This is a genomic window from Nevskia sp., from assembly GCF_051860985.1.
In the GTDB taxonomy this organism is placed as follows: Bacteria; Pseudomonadota; Gammaproteobacteria; order Nevskiales; family Nevskiaceae; genus Nevskia.
The window spans coordinates 196,854-217,795 of sequence record NZ_JBIMKV010000004.1; the positions used below are offsets into that span (position 1 = coordinate 196,854).

General features: G+C 67.9%; 19 protein-coding genes and 1 other RNA gene. 9 read left to right on the forward strand and 11 right to left on the reverse strand.

From position 1 onward, the window contains the following. Positions 1-6 precede the first annotated feature (6 nt). The 4 genes from epsC to ACTIGJ_RS05865 all read left to right on the forward strand — a co-directional run bounded on the left by epsC (position 7) and on the right by ACTIGJ_RS05865 (position 4,157). Entirely contained in the window at positions 7-933 is a 927-nt protein-coding gene (epsC, locus tag ACTIGJ_RS05850) for a serine O-acetyltransferase EpsC (RefSeq protein WP_439639342.1), read from the forward strand. Continuing rightward, positions 930-1,196 carry a helix-turn-helix domain-containing protein gene (locus ACTIGJ_RS05855; protein ID WP_439639343.1) on the forward strand — a complete coding sequence of 89 codons (267 nt, stop codon included), beginning with the start codon at positions 930-932 and terminating at the stop codon, positions 1,194-1,196. The genes epsC and ACTIGJ_RS05855 overlap by 4 nt, the downstream gene beginning before the upstream one ends. A 78-nt stretch (positions 1,197-1,274) precedes the next feature. Next, on the forward strand, positions 1,275-2,201 hold the full coding sequence (locus ACTIGJ_RS05860; RefSeq protein ID WP_439639344.1) for a family 2A encapsulin nanocompartment shell protein: 927 nt from the start codon (positions 1,275-1,277) through the stop codon (positions 2,199-2,201). A 15-nt stretch (positions 2,202-2,216) separates the two neighbouring features. After that, positions 2,217-4,157 (forward strand): family 2A encapsulin nanocompartment cargo protein cysteine desulfurase, encoded by a 1,941-nt coding sequence (locus tag ACTIGJ_RS05865; protein ID WP_439639345.1) that lies wholly within the window; start codon positions 2,217-2,219, stop codon positions 4,155-4,157. 49 nt (positions 4,158-4,206) lie between these two features. Here ACTIGJ_RS05865 and ACTIGJ_RS05870 read toward each other — a convergent pair whose 3' ends face one another. Further along, positions 4,207-5,934: a sulfatase-like hydrolase/transferase gene (locus tag ACTIGJ_RS05870; protein WP_439639346.1), complete on the reverse strand. Its 1,728-nt coding sequence runs from the start codon at positions 5,932-5,934 to the stop codon at positions 4,207-4,209. A 67-nt stretch (positions 5,935-6,001) separates the two neighbouring features. Beyond that, entirely contained in the window at positions 6,002-7,360 is a 1,359-nt protein-coding gene (locus ACTIGJ_RS05875) for a phosphomannomutase (RefSeq protein ID WP_439639347.1), read from the reverse strand. 180 nt (positions 7,361-7,540) lie between these two features. Between ACTIGJ_RS05875 and ffs the strand changes: the two genes are divergently transcribed. After that, positions 7,541-7,631: signal recognition particle sRNA small type (gene ffs, locus ACTIGJ_RS05880), an RNA gene on the forward strand. A 113-nt stretch (positions 7,632-7,744) separates the two neighbouring features. On the opposite strand, the gene ACTIGJ_RS05885 is transcribed toward ffs, so the two are convergent. From ACTIGJ_RS05885 to ACTIGJ_RS05900, 4 genes are all read right to left on the reverse strand, one after another. Further along, entirely contained in the window at positions 7,745-8,221 is a 477-nt protein-coding gene (locus ACTIGJ_RS05885) for a DUF5412 family protein (RefSeq protein ID WP_439639348.1), read from the reverse strand. Positions 8,222-8,234: 13 nt separating this feature from the next. Then, positions 8,235-9,806 carry an ArnT family glycosyltransferase gene (locus tag ACTIGJ_RS05890; RefSeq protein ID WP_439639349.1) on the reverse strand — a complete coding sequence of 524 codons (1,572 nt, stop codon included), beginning with the start codon at positions 9,804-9,806 and terminating at the stop codon, positions 8,235-8,237. Next, positions 9,799-10,839, reverse strand: coding sequence for a glycosyltransferase family 2 protein (locus ACTIGJ_RS05895; RefSeq protein WP_439639350.1), 1,041 nt, complete (start codon positions 10,837-10,839; stop codon positions 9,799-9,801). Before ACTIGJ_RS05895 ends, ACTIGJ_RS05890 begins: the two co-directional genes overlap by 8 nt. A 75-nt stretch (positions 10,840-10,914) precedes the next feature. Further along, positions 10,915-11,547 carry a TetR/AcrR family transcriptional regulator gene (locus ACTIGJ_RS05900; RefSeq protein WP_439639351.1) on the reverse strand — a complete coding sequence of 211 codons (633 nt, stop codon included), beginning with the start codon at positions 11,545-11,547 and terminating at the stop codon, positions 10,915-10,917. A gap of 98 nt (positions 11,548-11,645) precedes the next feature. On the opposite strand from ACTIGJ_RS05900, the gene ACTIGJ_RS05905 reads away from it, so the two are divergent. Both ACTIGJ_RS05905 and ACTIGJ_RS05910 read left to right on the forward strand, forming a co-directional pair. Continuing rightward, positions 11,646-12,269: a glutathione binding-like protein gene (locus tag ACTIGJ_RS05905; RefSeq protein ID WP_439639352.1), complete on the forward strand. Its 624-nt coding sequence runs from the start codon at positions 11,646-11,648 to the stop codon at positions 12,267-12,269. Positions 12,270-12,286: 17 nt separating this feature from the next. Beyond that, complete coding sequence (locus tag ACTIGJ_RS05910) at positions 12,287-12,934, forward strand: DJ-1/PfpI family protein (protein WP_439639353.1); 648 nt, start codon at positions 12,287-12,289, stop codon at positions 12,932-12,934. A 19-nt stretch (positions 12,935-12,953) separates the two neighbouring features. Here the strand turns inward: ACTIGJ_RS05910 and ACTIGJ_RS05915 are convergent, their stop codons facing one another. From ACTIGJ_RS05915 to ACTIGJ_RS05925, 3 genes are read right to left on the reverse strand one after another with little or no spacing between them, the layout of a single operon-like run. Beyond that, the gene (locus ACTIGJ_RS05915) at positions 12,954-13,991 is read right to left on the reverse strand and encodes a lysylphosphatidylglycerol synthase domain-containing protein (RefSeq protein ID WP_439639426.1); all 1,038 of its coding nucleotides are present in this window, start codon (positions 13,989-13,991) and stop codon (positions 12,954-12,956) included. Beyond that, the gene (locus ACTIGJ_RS05920) at positions 13,886-14,878 is read right to left on the reverse strand and encodes an NAD-dependent epimerase/dehydratase family protein (protein WP_439639354.1); all 993 of its coding nucleotides are present in this window, start codon (positions 14,876-14,878) and stop codon (positions 13,886-13,888) included. The genes ACTIGJ_RS05915 and ACTIGJ_RS05920 overlap by 106 nt, the downstream gene beginning before the upstream one ends. A gap of 55 nt (positions 14,879-14,933) precedes the next feature. Further along, entirely contained in the window at positions 14,934-16,349 is a 1,416-nt protein-coding gene (locus ACTIGJ_RS05925) for a WS/DGAT/MGAT family O-acyltransferase (RefSeq protein WP_439639355.1), read from the reverse strand. Positions 16,350-16,534: 185 nt separating this feature from the next. Between ACTIGJ_RS05925 and ACTIGJ_RS05930 the strand changes: the two genes are divergently transcribed. Beyond that, positions 16,535-16,771 carry a DUF1653 domain-containing protein gene (locus tag ACTIGJ_RS05930; RefSeq protein ID WP_439639356.1) on the forward strand — a complete coding sequence of 79 codons (237 nt, stop codon included), beginning with the start codon at positions 16,535-16,537 and terminating at the stop codon, positions 16,769-16,771. A 16-nt stretch (positions 16,772-16,787) separates the two neighbouring features. Here ACTIGJ_RS05930 and ACTIGJ_RS05935 read toward each other — a convergent pair whose 3' ends face one another. Further along, positions 16,788-17,606 carry an SDR family oxidoreductase gene (locus ACTIGJ_RS05935; RefSeq protein ID WP_439639357.1) on the reverse strand — a complete coding sequence of 273 codons (819 nt, stop codon included), beginning with the start codon at positions 17,604-17,606 and terminating at the stop codon, positions 16,788-16,790. Then, entirely contained in the window at positions 17,603-18,856 is a 1,254-nt protein-coding gene (locus ACTIGJ_RS05940; RefSeq protein ID WP_439639358.1) for an acyl-CoA dehydrogenase family protein, read from the reverse strand. The genes ACTIGJ_RS05935 and ACTIGJ_RS05940 overlap by 4 nt, the downstream gene beginning before the upstream one ends. A gap of 179 nt (positions 18,857-19,035) precedes the next feature. Between ACTIGJ_RS05940 and ACTIGJ_RS05945 the strand changes: the two genes are divergently transcribed. Next, positions 19,036-20,922, forward strand: coding sequence for an MFS transporter (locus tag ACTIGJ_RS05945; RefSeq protein ID WP_439639359.1), 1,887 nt, complete (start codon positions 19,036-19,038; stop codon positions 20,920-20,922). The last annotated feature ends 20 nt before the right edge of the window (positions 20,923-20,942 follow it).

Here is a 20,942-nt window from a genome sequence, read left to right on the forward strand (position 1 = left end):
GGCGGCATGAGCACCTCAGAACCGGCGCCGCACTGGGATCTGCCGACCATCGTCCGCGAACTGCGCGAAGCCCGCGAGGACTGGCGCCATCGCAGCAGTCGCGATCGTGATTCCGGTGATCGCGAGTTCCCGTCGCCGGACCGCGTCCGCGAGCAGCTGAAGCTGCTGCGCGGCGCGCTGTTCCCGCTGCGCCTCGGCCCGTCCGACCTGAAGCGGGAAGGCGAGGACTATTTCGTCGGCCACGCGCTCGACCGCGCGCTGAACGGGCTGGTCGAGGAAGCGCGCCTGGAACTGGCCAGCCGGCAGCGCGAACATCCCGACCATCCGCCGGCGGCGATCTTCCGGCAGGCGCAGGCCAGGATCGCCGACTTCGCGCGCAGCCTGCCGACCCTGCGCACCCTGCTCGACACCGATGCCGAAGCCGCCTTCCAGGGCGATCCGGCCGCGCGCAGCGTCGATGAAGTGCTGCTCTGCTATCCCGGCATTCAGGCGCTGATCCATCACCGCATCGCCCACCGGCTGCATGCGCTGGATCTGCCGCTGCTGGCCCGGATCGTCGCCGAACTGGCCCATTCCGAAACCGGCATCGACATCCACCCCGGCGCCTCGATCGGCCGCTACTGCTTCATCGACCACGGCACCGGCGTGGTGATCGGCGAAACGGCGGTGATCGGCGAGCACGTCCGCCTCTATCAGGCGGTGACGCTGGGCGCCAAGCGCTTCGAGGCGAGTGAGGACGGCAGCCTGGTCAAGGGCCAGCCGCGCCACCCGATCGTCGAGGACGGCGTGGTGATCTACGCCGGTGCCACGCTCCTCGGCCGCATCACCATCGGCCGCGGTTCCAGCATCGGCGGCAACGTCTGGCTCACCCGCAGCGTGCCGCCCGGCAGCCAGATCACCCAGGCGCGCTCCGAACAGGCGGCCAGCGCATGAGCACCGGACGCCTTGAACGCAGCCTGCTGCAGCAGGCGCTGGCCCGCAGGCTGCGCGCCAGCCGTACCCGTCTGGGCTGGTCGCAGGAACGCCTGGCATCGACGGCCGGGCTCGATCGCAGCTACGTCGGCGACATCGAGCGCGGCGTGGTCAGCCCGACCTTGCAGACGCTGGAAAAGCTGTCGCTGGCGCTCGGCATTCCTGCTTCAGAACTCATTCGTATCGAAGCGGCAGATGCGGCCGACAAAAAGATTGCCAGCTGAGGACGATATCCCGTCGACCGGTCGATCATGCCTCGCCAATCTATCGATATTCCCGAACCGATCTGACGAGGATCTCCGATGGCTGAAACCGAACTCCTGCCGACGCTGGGCGATGCTGCCGCCCGGAAGCTTGCCAACACCACCAAGACGGTTGCGCAGTATTCGAACATCACGCCACGCTGGCTGACCCATCTGCTGCAGTGGCAGCCGGTCGAAGCGGGCGTGTTCCGCGTCAACAAGGTCAAGAATCCGGCCGACATCCGCACCGCCTGCTCGGTGACCGAATCCGGCCAGCTGCCGAATTCCTTCGTCGACTACGAAGATCAGCCGCGCGAGTACTGGCTGAAGCAGGTTGCCACCCGGCTGAACATCCACACCCGTGTGTCGGATCTGTATTCGAGCCCGAACGACCAGATCAAGGAACAGCTGCGCCTGATCATAGAAACGATCAAGGAGCGTCAGGAATCCGAGCTGATCAACAACCCGGACTATGGCCTTCTGGCCAACGTCGCCGAGTCGCAGCGCGTCTATCCGCTGACTGGCGCGCCGACGCCTGACGACATGGACGAGCTGCTGACCAAGGTCTGGAAGGAGCCGGCGTTCTTCCTCGCTCATCCGCTGGCGATCGCCGCGTTCGGCCGCGAGTGCACCCGCCGTGGCGTGCCGCCGCCGACGGTGTCCCTGTTCGGCTCGCAGTTCATCACCTGGCGCGGCGTGCCGCTGATTCCGAGCGACAAGCTGCCGATCGCCGACGGCAAGTCGAAGATCATCCTGATGCGGGTCGGCGAGAAGCGGCAGGGCGTCATCGGCCTGTTCCAGCCGGGTCTGCCGGGCGAGCAGAGCCCGGGCCTGTCGGTGCGCCTGATGGGCATCGACGACCATGCGGTCGCCTCCTATCTGATCTCGCTGTACTGCTCGCTGGCGGTGCTGACCGACGATGCGCTGGCCGTGCTGGAAGATGTGGAAATCAACAAGTTCCACGACTACCCCGACACCTACAAGTAAGGTCCCGGGGCTCCCATGAGTGTCTCGGGCAGCGGTCTCGATCCGTCGGTGCTGCAGGCGCTGGCCAATGCCATGTTCAGCGCGCCGCCGGGTGCCGAACCGGCATTCGGTCAGGCGCCGGCAGCGCCGAGCGGTCCCATCAATCTGGCGTCGCCGTTGCCGCCCGGCGGCATTCCGGTCGCCGGTCACAACAATCCCCTGCCGGTGGCCACCACCTTGCAGATGACGCCGCCGCTGCGCACCACGCAGCCCGGCGCCGCCGAACTGGCGACGCCGCCGTCGTTCATCACGCCGCGCGTGCTGCCGGTGCAGGCGCAGACGCCGGATCTGCACGGCCTGCAGAGCACCGTATTGCCGGCGCTGCCGAAAGGCGGCAGCGGTCTCGCCGGCGTCACTGAAGGCGTGGCGGCGCTGCTTCCCGGCGCCGCACCGGTGCCGAACCTGTCGGACGCGGCCGTGCCGTCATCGGCGCAGCCACCGAGCAGTCCGTACTACTTCCTCGGCGAAGCAGTGTCGACCGGCGGCGTGCCGGCGGCGCCACCGCTGAAGCTCGACGGCCTGTCCGATCCGTTCGGTCTTGCCGCGCCGGCGAGGATTCCGGCGACGCCACCGGCCGCGCCATCGGCACCCGCCAGTCCGTCGGCACCGAGCTTCTATTTCGCCGACCTGGCCACCGGTCTGGGCAGCGCGAAGCCGGCCGCCAACCCGAAGCTCGCGCCAGGGCGTGGCGTTTTCGATGTCGCCACGATCCGCCGCGATTTCCCGATCCTGCAGACCCGGGTCAATGGCGGCAAGCCGCTGGTCTGGCTCGACAACGCGGCGACCACGCAGAAGCCGCAGTCGGTGATCGACCGGATCGCCCACTTCTACGCGCACGAGAATTCCAACATCCATCGCGCTGCGCACGAGCTGGCGGCGCGCGCGACCGATGCCTACGAGGCGGCGCGCAAGAAGGTGGCGAAGTTCATCGGCGCACCCAGCCCGGACGAGATCATCTTCGTGCGCGGCACCACCGAGGCGATCAATCTGGTGGCTCAGAGCTGGGGCAAGCAGAACATCGGCGAAGGTGACGAGATCGTGATCTCGCATCTGGAGCATCACGCCAACATCGTGCCCTGGCAGATGCTGGCGGCCGAGAAGGGCGCGGTGCTGCGCGTGATCCCGGTCGACAACACCGGCCAGGTGCGGCTCGACGAGTACCAGAAGCTGCTCAGCCACCGCACGCGGATCGTGTCCGTCACCCAGGTCTCGAACGCGCTCGGCACCGTGGTGCCGGTCAAGGAGATCATCGACCTCGCGCATCGGGCCGGGGCCAAGGTGCTGATCGACGGCGCGCAGTCGGTGTCGCACATGAAGGTCGACGTGCAGGCGCTGGACGCCGATTTCTTCGTGTTCTCCGGTCACAAGGTGTTCGGGCCGACCGGCATCGGTGTCGTCTACGGCAAGCGGGACATCCTCGAACACACGCCGCCGTACCAGGGCGGCGGCAACATGATCGAGGACGTGACCTTCGAGAAGACCGTCTACCACGGTCCGCCGGCACGCTTCGAAGCCGGCACCGGCAACATCGCCGATGCGGTGGGGCTGGGGGCGGCGCTCGATTACGTCGAGCGGATCGGCATCGAGAACATCGCACGTGCGGAGCACGACCTGCTCGAGTACGGCACCGATCGGCTGTGCCGCATTCCGGGGCTGTGCATGATCGGCACCGCCGCCCACAAGACCAGCGTGATGAGCTTCGTGCTCGATGGTTTCACGACCGCGGAAGTGGGGCAGGCGCTGTCCGAGGAAGGCATCGCGGTGCGCACCGGCCACCACTGCGCGCAGCCGATCCTGCGGCGTTTCGGGCTTGAGTTCACCGTGCGTCCCAGCCTCGCCTTCTACAACACCTTCGAGGAACTCGACCTGCTGGCCGACACGGTACGGCGGCTGGCGCAGACGCGGCGACGCGGCTGACGGCGGAAACGACAAGGCCCGGGCAACCGGGCCTGGTCGCATCGGGTGTCTATTCGTCAGCCGGGAACAGGCCGACTTCGCGGCCGAACAGCCGTGCCTTGTAGCTGCCGAGCAAGGCCTTGTCCGGGCAGTCTTCCAGCGCGCCGGCGCACAGCCGGCGCATCGCCGACTGGGTCTGGAAGTTCTGGTCGCGATCGACGCCGGCGAGGTCGGCGATCAGGCCGGGCAGCAGCGCGATGTCGGTCAGCGGCAGCGCCAGCTGGCGGTCGACCGCGTAGTTGGCCCGGATCTGGAACTGGGTGACGTTCCTCGGCTCGGGGACGTCGAATCGGTAAGGCGGCGAGGGATGCTCGTAGTACGCCTGATGGTCGCCGAACCAGGCCAGCAGGGTCGGTGGCGCGTCCTTCGCAAGCAGGCTGTGGTCGAGCGTCGCCACGGCAGCGTCAAGCGTCTGCAGCCGCTGCGCGTAGTCGGTCAGCCGGCCGGCAAGCGGCTTCGAGATGCCGGCCTTGTCGAGCCGGAAGCCGATCTTCGTGTGCTTGTCGTACGGCGCGTGTTCCTTGACCGACAGGAAGTACAGGAACAGCGGCTGCGCCGCGTGCGGCCCGGCGCGATGTTCACGGACGATCTTCAGCGCCGCCTCGGCCATGCGCGGCGTTTCGGCGATGTCCCACTCGTCGCCGGGGAAGCGGTCGTATTCGGGGAAGTCGCGCAGGGTCAGGATCTCGTCCGCGCCCATGCCCTCGTAGGTGAGCGCGGCGCCGTAGAAGCGCTTGAAGGTCGGCATCAGCACCACGCTGCGGTAGCCGTTGGCCTTCAGCAGCCGGAACAGGTTGCTGCGGGTGTCGGGGCCGACGCTGTTGAAGACCAGCGTCCGCTGCACGCCGAAATCGTCCGGCACCAGTCCGGTCAGTACCGAGAACTCCGACAGCCAGGTCTTGCCGCCGAAGGTGTGCACGCGCAGCGGGCCGATCGCCTTGGTGTTCGCTGCCGGCTCGAACATGCCGTACTTCGGCAGCTTCGCGCCGGGCAGCTTGAACTGGCGCGGATCGAAGGTGGATTCGTTCAGCCACAGCAGGATGTCCGGCGGCCGGGCCAGCGGCACGTCCGGCAACGGCGGCAGCGCCGCCTCGCCCTGCAGGAACAGGGTCGGATCGCCGGCGTGACTCGGCAGTTCGAACTCGAACATCTGCACCGAGTACAAGAGCCGCGCGGCCAGCCCGCAGCGGTGGGCGGTGCCGCAGTCGGCGTCGTCGGTGAACACTTCCCAGGTGTGGTGCTTGCGCGCGCCGTACAGCGTGGCCGACAAGGCCACCACCACCAGCAGCGCGGTCAGCCGCTGCCAGCGGCTGGCGACGCGATGGCGGCGGGAGGCCCAGATCGCATCGATCACCAGCAGGCTGGCGCCGACGGCGAACAGGCCGAGCACCGTGTGGATGCGCGGGTACTGGCGGACGATGGTCCAGTTCGCCGGCTCTGACACGAAGGCCCAGTCGGCGACGATCAGCCGGGTGTAGAAATAGACGAACTTCAGCTCGCCCATGCCGTACAGGAACAGCGTCAGCGCAGCGGCGCCCGACAGGCTCCAGACCCAGCGTCCGGTCAGTGCCAGCAGCAGCGCGAACGGCAGCAGCACCAGGCTCAGGTTGACGACGCCGCACGGCGCGTGGTGGGGGTCGATCCGCCCCACCCAGACTGACGTGGCTATCAGCACGACGCGCAGCGCCGCCCCCACCACGCGCGCAACGGCCGTTGCGCGCGACTTCAGGGTACTCATCGGCGGATTCGGAGCGTCGCGACGCGCGGATCGGGAAGGGCGCCGGGCGCGCCGCGACGGAAGTGACTCATGCGGCGTCGATCAGGGCCAGCAGCTCCGCAGTCTTGGCTTCCATCAGCGCCGGGTTGGCGCGCGACTCCACATTCAGGCGCAGCACCGGCTCGGTGTTCGAGCCCCGCAGGTTGAAGCGCCATTCCGGATAGGCGACCGACAGGCCGTCGACCTTCTCGACCACCGCGCCCGGCAGGCCGGCGTACACCGCTTCGACCTTGGCGATCGTGCCCTTGACGTCGGCCACCTTGCGGTTGATCTCGCCTGAGGCCGGGAACTTGGCCTGGCGGTCCTCGACCAGTTGCGACAGCGTCTTGCCGCTGGCCGAGATCAGGCCGGCCACCAGCAGCCACGGGATGTTGCCGTTGTCGCAGTAGGCGAAGTCGCGGAAGTAGTGATGGGCGCTCATCTCGCCGCCGTAGATCGCGTTTTCCAGACGCATGCGCTCCTTGATGAAGGCATGGCCGGTCTTCGACTGGATCGGACGGCCACCGGCGGTTTCCACCATGTCCACGGTGTTCCAGGTCAGGCGCGGGTCGTGGATGATCTTGGCGCCCGGCTCCAGCTTCAGCAGCGCTTCGGCGAGCAGGCCGACGATGTAATAGCCCTCGATGAAGCCGCCCTTCTCGTCGAACAGGAAGCAGCGGTCGAAATCACCGTCCCAGGCGACGCCGAAATCGGCCTTGTGCTCGATCACCGCCGCGGCGGTCGCCGAGCGCATTTCCGGCAGCAGCGGGTTGGGGATGCCGTTCGGGAAGGTGCCATCCGGCTCGTGGTGGATCTTGATGAACTGGAACGGCAGGTGCTTTTCCAGCGCGTCGATCACCAGACCGGCGGAGCCGTTGCCGGCATCGACAACGATCTTCAGCGGCTTCAATGCCTTCGGGTCGACATAGCCCAGCAGATGCTTGACGTAGTCCGGGCGGTAGTCGTGATGCGTGCGCGTCGCTTCACCGGTCGGGGCCGTGGCCGTCGATGCGGCGGTGGCTTCCTCCAGCGCCCGCAGGCCGGTATCGCCGGAAATCGGGATCGCGCCGCCCTTGACCAGCTTCATGCCGTTGTAATCCATCGGATTGTGGCTGGCGGTGACCATGATGCCGCCGTCAATGCCCGGCTGGAACGACGCGAAGTAGACCTCTTCGGTGCCGCCGAGGCCGATGTCGACCACTTCCACGCCGCCCTCGACCAGGCCGTGGGCCAGCGCATTGAGCAGCTCGCCGCTCGACAGCCGCACGTCGCGGCCCAGCGCCACGCGCTTCGGCTTGAACGCCGCGGCATAGGCCAGACCGAGCCGGTAGGCGACGTCGACATTGAGTTCATCGGGAACGCGGCCGCGGATGTCGTAGGCCTTGAAGCAGGGGAGGCGCAGGGTCATGGTTTCAGGTGAGGTCGTGACGGGATGGGCATTGCTGCAACGCGGTGCGAAGCATGCAACAGGTCTGGCTACGGCTGATGACGATCGCTCGATCGTCCTGTGACGCCGTGCCTTGAAAGTCCCATGCAGAAATTATGCTTGAGCTTGGCGTCCGCAGAGCGGACAATCCGCGCCGGTCCGCGCCGGTGCCCCCGCGACGGCAAGCCGTGAACCCCGCCAGGCCCGGAAGGGAGCAACGGTAGCGGTGCAGTCGGGCGCCGGGGTGTCGCTGGCGCGGGCCACCTGATTCCGGAAGTGAAAGACGGCTCGCCTTTGGCGGGCCGTTTTGCGTTCCGACGTCGGAACGCTTCTGGTAATGCCAGGCATGACGCGCCGGATGCGGGCTCAATCGTGTTCCGGCCGAGCCACTGTTGTCAGGAATTTGATCTGCACGCCATCGAGTTGCGGTGTGGCCAGGAATATGCGCGCGTTGGGGTGATGGCTCAGCTGCAGATGCTGCGCATCAAGCCAGACCGCATTGACCGCCGGACCGCCACCAGGTCCGGACGGTGCTGCCCCGTGGTTGGTGTCGGCGATGAAAAGATTCGCGCTGCGGTCATTCAGCGTTTGCTGTTCGGACAGCAGTGAGGCTTGGGTCGAAAACCCGGTGGTCGCGCCGCAATCGCGTTGAAAGATAACGACTCGGTGTTGTCCGTCCGGCGATGGAATGTCCTGAAGCGACTCGTTTACGCAAGCTGTCGAGAACGCGAAGTACACCACGGCGAACATGGCGAGACCGTAGACCATAGCGGCAGCGGTCGCGATTCGGAGCGAGTAGCGGAGCCAGATGCGCCAGCGTTGCGATTGTTTCGCCGTGGGCATCGGACCGATGGATTCAATTGCCGCCCGCGCCCTGCCGCAACAGCAGCGCCACACCGCCCTTCTTGAACTCCGGGATCAAGGTCACTTCGGCGCCGAGTTCGCGCTGCAGGTCGGGAATCCGGTCCAGCTTGACGAACACCAGTTCGCCGGGCGCCGGCAGGCGATTCGGGGTGATGTCGCCACGGTAGACGCTGAAGGTCGGCAGGAAGGTGCGATAGCTGACCACCGGCGCGCCGATGTCCCGGGCGCGCTGCGCGGCTTCCTGCACCGGCACCTGCTGGGCGGCGGCCAGCACCGGCACCACGCCGAACCAGACCTGCATGGTCAGCGCCAGCCCGGTGCCGAGCAACGCCTGCCAGGCTGGCACCGATTTGCGCAGCAGCAGCACCAGAATCGCGCCCAGGACCAGGGCACTGAGGATCGTGTAGTCCAGCGTGAACGAGCGTGCGGCGAGGCTGACGATGCCGGCTTCGTACGGGCGATCGGTGTCGACCGGCACCAGCGGCAGCAGCCACGGCAGGCTGGCCAGCAGCAGCGCGAACAGCAGCGCCGGCGCCAGGGTCCAGAACTTCGCCGGCAGCCGGTCCCAGGCACGGCCGAACAGCAGGAACAGCGGCGTGCAGCCGTACAGCAGGTAGTGCGGCAGCTGGGTGCCGGAGAACGAGAAGAACACGAACACCACGCCGAACCACAGCAGCAGGTAGCGGTCGAGCGCATCCGGCCGCCGCAGGCGCGCGAACACGCCGGACAGCAGTGCGGTGAACGGCATGACGATCAGCGGCAGCGCCAGCAGGTAGTACCAGGGCTTGCCGCCGTGGCCCTGCAGCGTGGAGCCGTAGCGGGTCAGGTTGTGATCGAACAGGAAGTGGAAGAAGAAGTCGGTCTGGCCGCTCAGCGCCAGCGGCACCATCCAGATCGAGACCGTCGCCAGCAGCACCAGCCAGCCGTAGGGATCAATCACCGCCTTGAGCCAGCGCAGTGGCTGCCGCTGCAGGAGGTAGAAGGCAAGGCTGACGATCACCGGCAAGGCGATGGCGATCGGCCCCTTGGTCAGGAAGCCGAGACCCATCCACAGATAGACGCGCAGCAGCCGTCGGCGGGTCGGTTCGAGGTAGTGGCGGTAGATGTCGAACATCGCCGCCGCGATCCACAGGTTCAGCATCGCGTCGGCGATGGCGGCGTGGCCGATGATGCTGGCCATCAGGCTCAGTGCCACGGCGCTGGCGGCGACGATCGCAGCGTTCAGCGATGCCGTGAACGCGAACGTGGCGCGGAACGCCATGAAGCACCAGGCGGTGGCGCACAGCGCCGACGGAAAGCGGAAACCGAGTTCGGTCTTGCCGAACAGCAGCACCGACGCCGCCTGCGCCCAGTAGATCAGGATCGGCTTGTCGTAGCGGGGCTCGCCGTTCAGCGTCGTGGTCAGCCAGTGGCCGGAGGCCAGCAGTTCGCTGGTGGCCTGGCTGAAGGCGCCTTCATCGAGATCGAACAGCGGCACCGCCCACAGGTTCGACCAGAAGCCGATCAGGATCGCGACGAACAGGAAGCTGATCTGCGCGCCATTCAGGCGGTCCTGCTCAAGCATCGCGCTGCAAGGCCTCTTCGCTGTCCAGCAGGTTCGGCGCTTGCGGATTGCGCAGCAGCCGCCAGTTGTCGTCGGCGCCGCCGGGCGCGCCGCTGGCCACCGTCAGCGGGCCTTCGGAGCGCTGGTAGAACACCCGCGACAGCATTTCGGCGATCAGGCCGGTGGTCAGGAACTGGATCGAGAACACCAGCAGCAGGATCGCGACCAGGAACAGGGGCCGGTTGCCGATCGACTCGCCGAGCACGAACTTGACCACGCCGAGCCAGCTCATCGCCGCGCCGCCGATGAAGCCGAGCGCCAAGCCGATCGAGCCGAAGAAGTGGCCGGGACGGGCGCGGAAGCGCAGGAAGAAAAACACCGTCAGCAGGTCGAGCACCACGCGGAAGGTGCGCGAGATGCCGTACTTGCTTTCACCGAACTGGCGCGCGGCATGGCCCACGGCCGTTTCGCCGATCCGCGTCGGGCTGGTGACCATCGCCGCCCAGACCGGAATGAAGCGGTGCATCTCGCCGTACAGCCGCACCTGCTTGATGACGCTGGCCTTGTAGACCTTCAGGCTGCAGCCGTAGTCGCGGATCTTCACGCCGGTGACCCGGGCGATCAGCTTGTTGGCGAGCTTCGACGGCAGCTTGCGGCTCATCCAGGCGTCCTGGCGATTGGCGCGGTAGCCGGTCAACAGATCCAGATCGCGGGCGAACATTTCCTCGACCATCCGCGGGATGTCGGCCGGATCATTCTGCAGATCGCCGTCGAGCGTGGCGATGACCTCGCCGCGGGCGGCATCGATGCCGGCCTGCATCGCCGTGGTCTGGCCGTTGTTGCGGGCGAAGCGGATCACCCGCACATGCGGACCGTACTTGGCGCCCTCGGCCAGCAGCCGCTTGCCGGTGTCGTCGAGGCTGCCGTCGTCGACGCAGATCAGCTCCCAGGGGCCGGGATAGCCGGCCAGGCCTTCATGGACCCGGGCCAGCATCGGGGCCACGTTGTCCTGCTCGCGGTACATCGGAATCACGATCGACAGGCTGTGCGCCATGGTTTTCGATGTGTTGCAGTGCGGGAGGGACGCGAATCTTAGCATCCGGCTCCGTATGGCCGACCGCCGCGCGCCTCAGTGGGCGGGGTGCAGCAATCGGTCGATCGACGCCGTCACCAGCGCCTCCAGTGCAGCCCTTGGCGTGCCGGCACGCGCCCGAACCGCCAGGCTGTGCAGGGTCGCCGCCGCCAGGGCGCCGAGGATGTCGACATCGGTATCCGCCGGCAGTTCACCGGCATCGACTGCCTGCCGGAAACGCGCCGCCAGCAGTGCGTCGATCAAGGCCAGCACCGTCTGCAGCGCCTGCCGGATCTCCGGCTCCTGCGGCGCCTCGACGGTTGCCGTGCAGATCACGAAGCAGCCGCGTGCTTCCGTGCTGCCGGACAGATAGACGCCAAGCGCGCCACCGTAGAAGCGTGTCAGCGCTTCGCGGATCGTCGGCGCCTCGTCGAGCGCTGATTTCACCGCCGCTTCCATCATCTGCCCGAAGCGGCCCAGCGCGTGCAGGTACAGATGCCGCTTGTCGCCGAAGGTGGCGTACAGGCTGGGCCGGTTCATGCCGGTGGCGGCGCTCAGGTCGTCGAGCGTGGTGCCGTTGTAGCCGCTGGTCCAGAAGGCGTCGAGGGCGCCGTCGAGCGCCGCGCCGGGGCTGATCCGGCGTGGGCGTCCCCGGTGGCGGCGCCCATCTGTTTTTGTACTGTCTTGCATTGAATTCACGGTTCCGGCTAATTTACTACAAGACAGTACAAAAATATCGGCATCGGGCCTCGCTCGCTGCCATACGACGTGCGACCGAGGAGACCCCGATGGACCTTTACTTTGCACCGCTGTCCTGTTCGCTGGCGACCCGCATCGCGTTATACGAAAGCGAGCAGACCGCCGGTTTTCATGAGGTCGTGTTGTCGACCAAGCGGACCAGAACTGGAGCGGACTACCGCGCCATCAATCCGAAAGGCCAAGTGCCAGCGCTGGTCTGCGACGATGGCGAGATCCTGACCGAAGGGGTCGCGATCCTGCAGTACGTCGCCGATCGCGCCCCGGCTTCCGGGCTGGCGCCGCCGGCCGGCGAGTTTGCCCGCTATCGCCTGCAGCAGTGGCTGAACTACATCGCTGCCGAGGTCCACAAGCAGGTCTTCTACACGCTGTTCAACCCGGCGGTGCCGATCGAGGCCAAGACCTTCGCCCGCGAGGTCGCATTGCCGATCCGTTTCGAGCATCTGTCGGGGCACCTGAAGGACCGCGCCTACCTGGTCGGCGATCGCTTCACCGTCGCCGATGCCTACCTGGTCACCGCGCTGAACTGGGCGGCCCCGGGCGGCGTGGACCTGAAGCGCTGGCCGGTGCTTGCCGACTGGCATGCGGTACAACTGCAACGCCCGGCGGTGGCGCGCGCCGTGGGCGAGGAACTGGCGCTGCGTGCCGCCGCCTGATCAACCCGGAGAAGCGCATGAAGATCGTTGCCCTGCTGTACCCGCAGATGACCCTGCTCGACCTGGTCGGCCCGATGCAGGTCTGGAGCTTTCTGCCCGGCGCCGAAGTCCAGTTCGTCTGGCGCGACAAAGGCCCGGTCGCGACCGATTGCGGACTGCCGGTGGTCGCTACCCATGACTTTTCCGATGCCGCCACCGACCCAGACGTGCTGTTCGTCGGCGGCGGTGCCTACGCCACGCTGGCACTGCTCGGCCAGCCGGACGTGCTGGCTTTCGTTGCGGCGCGCGGCGAGCGGGCCAAGTGGGTGACCAGCGTCTGCACCGGTTCGCTGATCCTCGGCGCGGCCGGCCTGCTGCACGGCTACCGGGCCGCCTGCCACTGGGGCGCCCGCGAGCAACTGACGAACTTCGGCGCGATTCCATCCGAAGAGCGGGTCTGCATCGACCGTAACCGCATGAGCGGCGGCGGCATCACCTCGGGCATCGACTTCGGCCTGACCGTGGCTGGCCAGTGGGCCGGCGCCGATACCGGCAGGACACTGGAGCTTATTATGGAGTACGCGCCGGCGCCGCCGTTCGGCACCGGGCGCCCGGAATTGGCCGATGCCGCGACCCGCGAGCGGGCCCATGCGCTGCTGGCTGCCGCGATGGCCGCGCCGGCCTGAGGTTGGGCCGGCGTCAGGATCAGCGCCGGGGCGTGGCCAGCCAGGCCAGCGCCCCGGCGATCAACGCCGTGGTCAGCACCAGCAGATGCAGGTTGACGGCAGCCGCCAGCAGCGGCCCGACGTCGGTCTGACCCGAAGCGGGCAGCAGCAGCGCCATCGCTCCGGCTTCGTAAGTGCCGAAGCCGCCGGGCGCATGCAGCGGCAGCACCGTCGACAGATCGCCACCGATGGCGCCGAGCGTGCCGGCCAGTGGCGACACCTGCGCCAGCAGGCCGAGCACGATGCCGAGCGCGGCCAGCTTCACGCCCCAGGCGGCCCAGGTCAGCGCCAGGTCCAGTGCCAGGGTGACCGGCCGGGTCGGCAGCCCGGCCAGCGCCTTGGCGATCAGCCCGGCGAGCGTGCCGCTGCGCGCGGCAAATCGCCGTTGCAGCGGTGCCCGCAGCGCGAACAGCAGCAGCGGTGAAAAGGCCGCCGCTGCGGCGCCTAGCCAGGCCAGTGTGCTGAGCCCGCGGATCGGCGACAGCAGGCCCGAAGCGGCGCAGGCGGCGGCGACCGTCGCCAGCACGTGCAGATCCAGCAGGCGCAGCCAGAACAGCGTGCCGGCTGCCTGCGCCAGGTCGATGCCGAACCAGCGCCGCATCAGCACCGGGAAGCTGACTTCGCCGGCCCGCGCCGGCAGCAGCAGGTTCAGCGCGTTGTTGACCAGGATCAGCCGCAGGCAGCTGAACCAGGCGCCGCGCGGGATCTGCGGCTCGGCCAGGTAGATGCGGCTGCCGCGCAGCGCATAGCTGGCGAGCATGCCGGAGATCGCCAGCAGCAGGGTTGACGGCGCGATCTGCGCCCACGGCGCCAGAAGCCGGCCCCAGCCCCAGAAGTGCTCGACTGCGTAACCGAATGCCGAGACGACGCCGAGATTCAGCGCCAGCCCGGCGGCACGGCGTGCCGCAGGCTTCAGGGCTGCACCGCCAGCCAGTCGGCGAAGCGCCGCAGCCCGGTCTCGAAATCGGTGGCCGGCTGGTAGCCAAGCTGGATCTGCGCGGCGTGGATGTCCGCCCAGGTCCGCCGCATCTCGCCCGGCTGCCAGGGCTGCCAGTCGATCTGGGCCTTGACGTTCAGCACCTGCTCCATCTGCCGGATCATTTCCAGCAGGCCGACGGTGCGGTTGTTGCCGAGGTTGAACACCGCGTACTTCGCCTTCGACGGATCGCTGGCGAAGGCCATCGCCGCACGCACGCCGGCGACGATATCGCCCCAGTAGGTGAAATCGCGCTCCGACGAGCCGTCGCCGTACACCGGAATGCTCTTGCCCGCCAGCATCAGCCGGGCGAACTTGTGGATCGCCAGGTCCGGCCGCTGGCGCTCGCCGAACACCGTGAAGAAGCGCAGGCCGACGAAGCGCAAGCCGAAAGTTTCGGCATAGACGTAGCCCATCTGCTCGTTGGCGAGCTTGGTCGAGGCATACGGATTGATCGGCGTCAGGCCCAGATCCGACTCGCTCCACGGCAGCCGCGGGCAGTTGCCGTACACGCTCGACGAGGAGCCGAACACGAACGGCTTGATGCCACGCGCCTGCGCGAAGCTCAGCAGGTTCTGGGTGCCGATGACGTTGGTCATCTGGTAGCCCAGCGGGTCGGTCAGCGAGTTGCGCACGCCAGCCTTGGCGGCCAGGTGGACGATCACCGAGTAATCGCCGGTCAGCAGCGCGTTCAGCTTGGCGCCGTCGCGGATGTCGACCTCGACCAGCCGGTAGCGCGGGTGGTCGAGCTGCGCGGCAATGTGGCGGCGCTTGACCGCTTCCGGGTAGTACGGATCGAAGTTGTCGATCACCGTTACCTGCCAGCCATCCGCCAGCAGGCCGTCGACCAGATGGCTGCCGATGAAGCCGGCGCCGCCGGTGACCAGCGCATGACCAGGAGCGAGCGGGGCGGGTAGCGGGGCAGTCACGGCGAGCACTCCGGGGACGGAGCGCGGAGTTTACGCGCTCGCCGCCGGCTGTCCGTCAGTCGACCGGCGATACCAGCGGCAGCGGCCGGCCGACCGCCACCACCTGGCGCGCCAGCCGCTCGATCGCCTCGAGGCCGTCACCGAGATAGTCCATCAGCGATTCCACCTTCGGCAGGCTGCGGCGGCAGGCCAGCACGCCGAAGTCGAGCGCGTCGGCGCGGCTGGACGCGGTGATGTTCAGCGCCATGCCGTCGACCAGCACCGACACCGGGAACATGCCTTCGACCGCGCAGCCCTGCCAGTACACCGGCACGCGCGGCCCCGGCACGTTGGAGATCACCAGGTTGAAGGCCAGATGGCCGCGCTGCGGTGCGAACAGCATGTTCAGCAGGCCCGGCGCCAGCTGCGCGGCGGCGTAGCCGAGGATCGCGCCCGGTTTCATCGACGCGAAGCGCGCCTTGCTGTGCTCCACCGAGGCCTTGATCGCCTGCAGCCGCTCGGCGGGATCGGCCAGATGGGTGCCGAGATTGGCGAGCAGGAAGCTGATCTGGTTGCCGACGTCGCTCTTGTCGCGGCGGGTCGACATCGGCACGCCGGCGATCAGCGGCGCGGTCGGCAGCGCGTGCCGGTCGGCCAGGTAGTGGCGCAGCGCGTGGCTGCACATCGCCAGCATCACGTCGTTGACGGTGCAGCCCAGCGTCCGGCCAGCGGCCTTGATCCGCGCCAGCGGATAGCTGCGGGCAAGGTAGCGGCGTGAGGCGCTGATCGGCTGGTTCAGCAGCGAAGCCGGCGCCGAGGTGCCGCCGAGTGCATCCGGATGGCCCTCGCGCCGCTCGCGCGCCGTGCGCCGCAGCTCGCGCCAGATCGCCGGCACGTTGTCGAACGCGCCGCCGAAGCGGTTGGCGAGCTTGACCACGCCATCGACCGGCGCCGCCAGCAGGTTGGCGGCGCGCACCCGCCGGCCAATCGGCGGCGAGGCCCACGGCGGCGGCAGGATGTCGCCGGCATCGACCGACATCGAGCGCAGGAACAGCCGCGTGCCGGCCACGCCGTCGGCAACCGCATGGTGAACCTTGGAATACAGCGCGACCTGGCCGCCTTCCAGCCCTTCGATGATGTAGGTGCGCCACAGCGGGTAGGCGCGGTCGAGATGGCTGGCGTGCATCCGCGACACCATCGCCAGCAGCTGGTTCATGGTGCCCGGCTGCGGCAGCGCCAGATGGATGACGTGCTGCTCGATGTCGAACTCCGGGTCCTCGACCCAGAAGCCCTTGCCGAGCCGGCTTTCCAGCCGCTGGTTGAACGGCGGCAGCGGTGTTGCATACGAGCGCAGGCGGGCCACCAGTTGGCGCACGAAATCGGCTGGCGCGTCGGCCGGCGGCCGCAGCAGCGTCAGGTAGGCGACGTGCAGCGGCTGGTTGCGCCGCTCCAGATGGATGAAGCCGAGGTCCAGCGCGGTCAGACGTTTCATTCAACTCGCTCCTGTCGTGAGCGTGGGCCGATCGTCAGCGATCGACGCGCACGCAACGGTTCATTGCCGAGGCTTCCATGCACGTTACCTGCCGGCGATGACGGCAACGCGGCAGCGGCCGGCCGGTGTAGCGGCGGCCGCAGCGCGTACGATGCGCCGCTCCGCCACCTGCCACCGCCACGCCGATGACCGACGACCTGCCGCCGCTACCGAACCTGCCGACCGGCCGCTACCGCCACTACAAGGGCGGCGAGTACGAGGTGATTGGCGTGGCCCGGCACAGCGAGACGCTGGAAGCGCTGGTCGTCTACCGGCCGCTGTATAACCAGACCGGTCTTTGGCTGCGTCCGTTCCCGATGTTCGTCGAAAACATCGTCCACGACGGGCGCAGCCAGCCGCGCTTCGCCCGTCTGCCGGACTGAGCGCGAGCGGCCGCGATCAGGCGCGGCTGGTGCGCTTGGCCATCATCTTGGCCATCTGCCGGCGCATCGCGGCGGCATAGACCGCGAACGGCACGGCGCGCTTGAACAGCCAGATGCGGCGTTCCTTGACGTGGGTCAGCACGTGGAAATCGCCGCGTGCCACCGCCGCCTTGACGGCGGCAGCGATCTGATCGGCGCCGATCGCCGACTTGTTGATCAGCTTGGCGGTCAGCCTCGCCATGTCGGCGTTGGCGGTGCGCACCGATTCCGCCAGATTGGTGCGGAAGAACGCCGGGCAGACCACGCTGACCTGGATGCCGTGCGGATGCAGCTCGGCCTGCAGGGTTTCGCTGAGCGCGACCACGGCCGCCTTGGTCGCGTTGTAGGCCGACATCATCGGCGGATGGATCAGGCCGGCCATCGAGGCGATGTTTACCAGATGGCCGCTGCGCTGCGCCTTCAGCATCGGCACGAAGGCCTTGCAGCCGCGCACCACGCCGAGCAGGTTGATGTCGATCATCCACTGCCAGTCGGCGATCGGCATCTCGTCGATGCCGCCGGCGTCGGCGACGCCGGCATTGTTGAACACCAGGTCGACACCGCCCCAGTTGGCCTGCAGCCATGCTGCCGCCGCTTCCAGATCGGCCTCGACCGTGACATTGCAGCTGAGCGCATGGGCGTCGGCACCGAGTGCCTTCAATGCGCTCAGGGTTTCGGCGCAGCGGTCGAGATGGATGTCGCCGATGCACACCCGCGCGCCATCGCGGGCATAGGCTTCGGCCAGCGCGCGGCCGAGGCCGGAGGCGCCGCCAGTGATGAAGACGCGCTGGCTCATGCCTGATGCTCTTTCAGCTTGGCCAGCCGGCTGCCGTACTTGGCCAGCTCGACCTTGGCGATCATGCCGCGATGGACCTCGTCCGGGCCGTCGGCCAGGCGCAGCACGCGGGCCTGCGCGTAGAGCATCGGCAGCACGGTGTCGTAGGACACGCCGGCGCCACCGTGAATCTGAATCGCCGCGTCGACGACCTGCTGCAGCACGTTCGGCGCCACCACCTTGATCGCCGAGATCTCGGTCAGTGCGGCGAGCGCGCCGACCTTGTCGATCTTCCAGGCCGCGTACAAGGTCAGCAGGCGGGCCTGGTCGATGGCGATGCGCAGGTCGGCGATCCGCTCACGGTTGCCGCCGAGATTGATCAGCGGCTTGCCGAAGGCCACGCGGTCCAGCCCGCGTTCGATCAACAGCTGCAGCGCCCGTTCGGATGCCCCGAGGCAGCGCATGCAGTGATGGATGCGGCCCGGGCCCAGGCGGCCCTGGGCGATCTCGAAGCCCTTGCCGACACCCTTGATGATCGCCGACACCGGCAGCCGCACGTTGTCGAAATGCACTTCGCCGTGGCCGGCCGGCGGGTCGTACTCGCCGAACACGGGCAGCATCCGCTTGATCGTGATGCCCGGCGTGTCGAGCGGCACCAGCACCATCGAATGCTGGCTGTGGCGCGCCGAATCCGGCTGCGACAGGCCCATGAAGATCACCACCTTGCAGTTCGGATGGCCGATGCCGGACGACCACCACTTCTTGCCGTTCAGCACCACCTCATTGCCTTCGACGATCGCCGTGGCGCGCATGTTGGTGGCATCTGACGAAGCGACATCCGGCTCGGTCATGCAGAACGCCGAGCGGATTTCGCCGGCGAGCAGCGGTTTCAGCCAGCGCTCCTTCTGCTCGTCGCTGCCGTACTTGTAGAGCACTTCCATGTTGCCGGTGTCCGGCGCGGAGCAGTTGAAGACCTCCGGCCCGAGGAAGCTCTTGCCCATCTCCTCGGCGAGCACGGCGTACTCGACATGGTTCAGGCCGGCGCCCAGTTCCTCGTCCGGCAGGAACAGGTTCCACAGGCCCTGGGCCTTCGCTTCGGCCTTGAGCTGCTCGAACGCAGGGCTGATCGTCCACTGCGTCCAGTCACCGCCCACTTTCCGCTCGGCGATCTCGCGCAGATGGGTTTCCTCGACCGGCAATACGCGGTCCTTGATGAAGGCGCGGATGCGCCGGAGATAGTCCTGCGCGCGCGGGCTGGGGGCGAAATCCATGGGGGGCTCCGGTTGAATGGCCGACACGATAGCGCCTTGGACGCGGTATGGCGGCTTACCCGGGGTGCGCCCGCAGGCAGCGGGGCACCGGCCTGCCGGCGCCGCACATCAACGCCGCATCGTTGGGGCCGCCGTCATTTCATGCGAGGCTTCCGCCGGTCACCCGGACGAGAGTGGGCATGAGCGAAGCACCCCGCGAAAACCTGCTGGCCACCCGCCGTTTCAGCCCGTTCTTCTGGACCCAGACGCTCGGCGCGTTCAACGACAACGTGTTCAAGAACGCGCTGGTGATCCTGGTCAGCTTCGGCATCGCCGGGCTGTCGCAGGACGACATCAACCTGTACGTGAACCTGGCCGCCGGGCTGTTCATCCTGCCGTTCTTCCTGTTCTCGGCCACCGCCGGCCAGCTGGCCGAGAAGTACGAGAAGTCGCGGCTGATCCGCTGGATCAAGCTCGCGGAGATCGGAATCATGGCGCTCGGCGTCATCGGCCTGTACCTCGGCCAGGTGCCGTTCCTGCTGGCGGTGCTGTTCCTGCTTGGCGCCCAGGCGACGATCTTCGGGCCGGTGAAGTACGCGATCCTGCCGCAGGCGCTGGCGCCGTCGGAGCTGATCACCGGCAACGCCTGGGTGGAGGCCGCCACCTTCCTGGCGATCCTGCTCGGCACCTTGCTGGGCGGCTGGCTGATCGCGCAGGCCTTCGGCATCGCCGCCGTCAGCGCGGTGATCGTCGCGGTCGCCGTCCTCGGCTACCTGAGCGCGCGGGCGATACCGCTGGCGCCGGCGGCAGCGCCGACGCTGGCGATCAACTGGAACGCGTTCACCGAAACCGCACGCAACCTGGCGTTCATGCGCGGCAACCGCACGGTGTTCCTGTCGGTGCTCGGCATCTCCTGGTTCTGGTTCTATGGCGCCACTTTTCTGGCCCAGTTGCCGAACTGGGTGAAGCTGAACCTGGGCGGCAACGAGCAGGTGGTGACGTGCCTGCTGACGGTGTTCTCGCTCGGCGTCGGCCTCGGTTCGCTGCTTTGCGAACGGCTGTCCGGCCACAAGGTCGAGGTCGGCCTGGTGCCGCTTGGCTCGATCGGCCTGAGCCTGTTCGGCGCCGACATCTATTTCGCCGCGCCCGGCGATGCCGCCGCCACCGGCCTCGGCGCGGCCGCCTGGCTGGCGCAGGCCGGCAGCCATCGGCTGCTGCTGGATCTGGCGCTGATCGGCGTCAGCGGCGGCCTGTTCATCGTGCCGCTGTACGCGCTGATCCAGACCCGATCGGAGGCCTCGCACCGCAGCCGGATCATCGCCGGCAACAACATCCTGAATGCCGCGTTCATGGTCGCCTCGGCGGTGCTGGCGATCGTGCTGCTGAAGGCGGGGCTGAACATCCCGCAGCTGTTCCTGGCGGCCGCGATCCTCAATGCCGGCGTGGCGGTGTTCATCTACACCCTGGTGCCGGAATTCCTGATGCGCTTCCTGGCCTGGATGCTGATCCGGGTGCTGTACCGCATCCGCGTGTCGGGGCTCGAGCAGCACATTCCAGAGGAAGGCGCGGCGATCGTCGTCTGCAACCACGTCAGCTATGTCGATGCGCTGATCGTCGGCGGCAGCGTGCGCCGGCCGCTGCGCTTCGTGATGGATCACCGGATCTTCCGGATTCCCGGCCTGAACTTCCTGTTCCGCACCGCGCGGGCGATTCCGATCGCGCCAGCGAAGGAAGACCCGGCGATGCTCGAAGCCGCCTACGCCGAGATCGACCGGGCGCTGAAGAACGGCGAGATCATCGGTCTGTTCCCGGAGGGCGCGCTGACCCGCGATGGCGAAATCCAGCCGTTCAAGCCGGGCATCGAAAAGATCCTCGCCGCCACCCCGGTGCCGGTGATCCCGCTGGCGTTGCGCGGCCTGTGGGGCAGCATGTGGTCGCGGATCGATTCGCGCCTGCACCGTGCGCGGCTGCCGCGCCGCTTCCGGGCCGAGATCGAGCTGCTGGCCGATGCGCCGATCGCCCCAGCCGGGCTGACCGCCGCCGCGCTGGAAGCGAAAGTCCGCAGCCTGCGAGGCGATCGCGCCTGAGCGGCGCGCGAACCGCTGGC

Coding starts and splice junctions, on each gene's coding strand:
- epsC (WP_439639342.1), top strand. CDS start 7: ATGAGCACCTCAGAACCGGCGCCGCACTGGGATCTGCCGACCATCGTC.
- ACTIGJ_RS05855 (WP_439639343.1), top strand. CDS start 930: ATGAGCACCGGACGCCTTGAACGCAGCCTGCTGCAGCAGGCGCTGGCC.
- ACTIGJ_RS05860 (WP_439639344.1), top strand. CDS start 1,275: ATGGCTGAAACCGAACTCCTGCCGACGCTGGGCGATGCTGCCGCCCGG.
- ACTIGJ_RS05865 (WP_439639345.1), top strand. CDS start 2,217: ATGAGTGTCTCGGGCAGCGGTCTCGATCCGTCGGTGCTGCAGGCGCTG.
- ACTIGJ_RS05870 (WP_439639346.1), bottom strand. CDS start 5,934: ATGAGTACCCTGAAGTCGCGCGCAACGGCCGTTGCGCGCGTGGTGGGG.
- ACTIGJ_RS05875 (WP_439639347.1), bottom strand. CDS start 7,360: ATGACCCTGCGCCTCCCCTGCTTCAAGGCCTACGACATCCGCGGCCGC.
- ACTIGJ_RS05885 (WP_439639348.1), bottom strand. CDS start 8,221: ATGCCCACGGCGAAACAATCGCAACGCTGGCGCATCTGGCTCCGCTAC.
- ACTIGJ_RS05890 (WP_439639349.1), bottom strand. CDS start 9,806: ATGCTTGAGCAGGACCGCCTGAATGGCGCGCAGATCAGCTTCCTGTTC.
- ACTIGJ_RS05895 (WP_439639350.1), bottom strand. CDS start 10,839: ATGGCGCACAGCCTGTCGATCGTGATTCCGATGTACCGCGAGCAGGAC.
- ACTIGJ_RS05900 (WP_439639351.1), bottom strand. CDS start 11,547: ATGCAAGACAGTACAAAAACAGATGGGCGCCGCCACCGGGGACGCCCA.
- ACTIGJ_RS05905 (WP_439639352.1), top strand. CDS start 11,646: ATGGACCTTTACTTTGCACCGCTGTCCTGTTCGCTGGCGACCCGCATC.
- ACTIGJ_RS05910 (WP_439639353.1), top strand. CDS start 12,287: ATGAAGATCGTTGCCCTGCTGTACCCGCAGATGACCCTGCTCGACCTG.
- ACTIGJ_RS05925 (WP_439639355.1), bottom strand. CDS start 16,349: ATGAAACGTCTGACCGCGCTGGACCTCGGCTTCATCCATCTGGAGCGG.
- ACTIGJ_RS05930 (WP_439639356.1), top strand. CDS start 16,535: ATGACCGACGACCTGCCGCCGCTACCGAACCTGCCGACCGGCCGCTAC.
- ACTIGJ_RS05935 (WP_439639357.1), bottom strand. CDS start 17,606: ATGAGCCAGCGCGTCTTCATCACTGGCGGCGCCTCCGGCCTCGGCCGC.
- ACTIGJ_RS05940 (WP_439639358.1), bottom strand. CDS start 18,856: ATGGATTTCGCCCCCAGCCCGCGCGCGCAGGACTATCTCCGGCGCATC.
- ACTIGJ_RS05945 (WP_439639359.1), top strand. CDS start 19,036: ATGAGCGAAGCACCCCGCGAAAACCTGCTGGCCACCCGCCGTTTCAGC.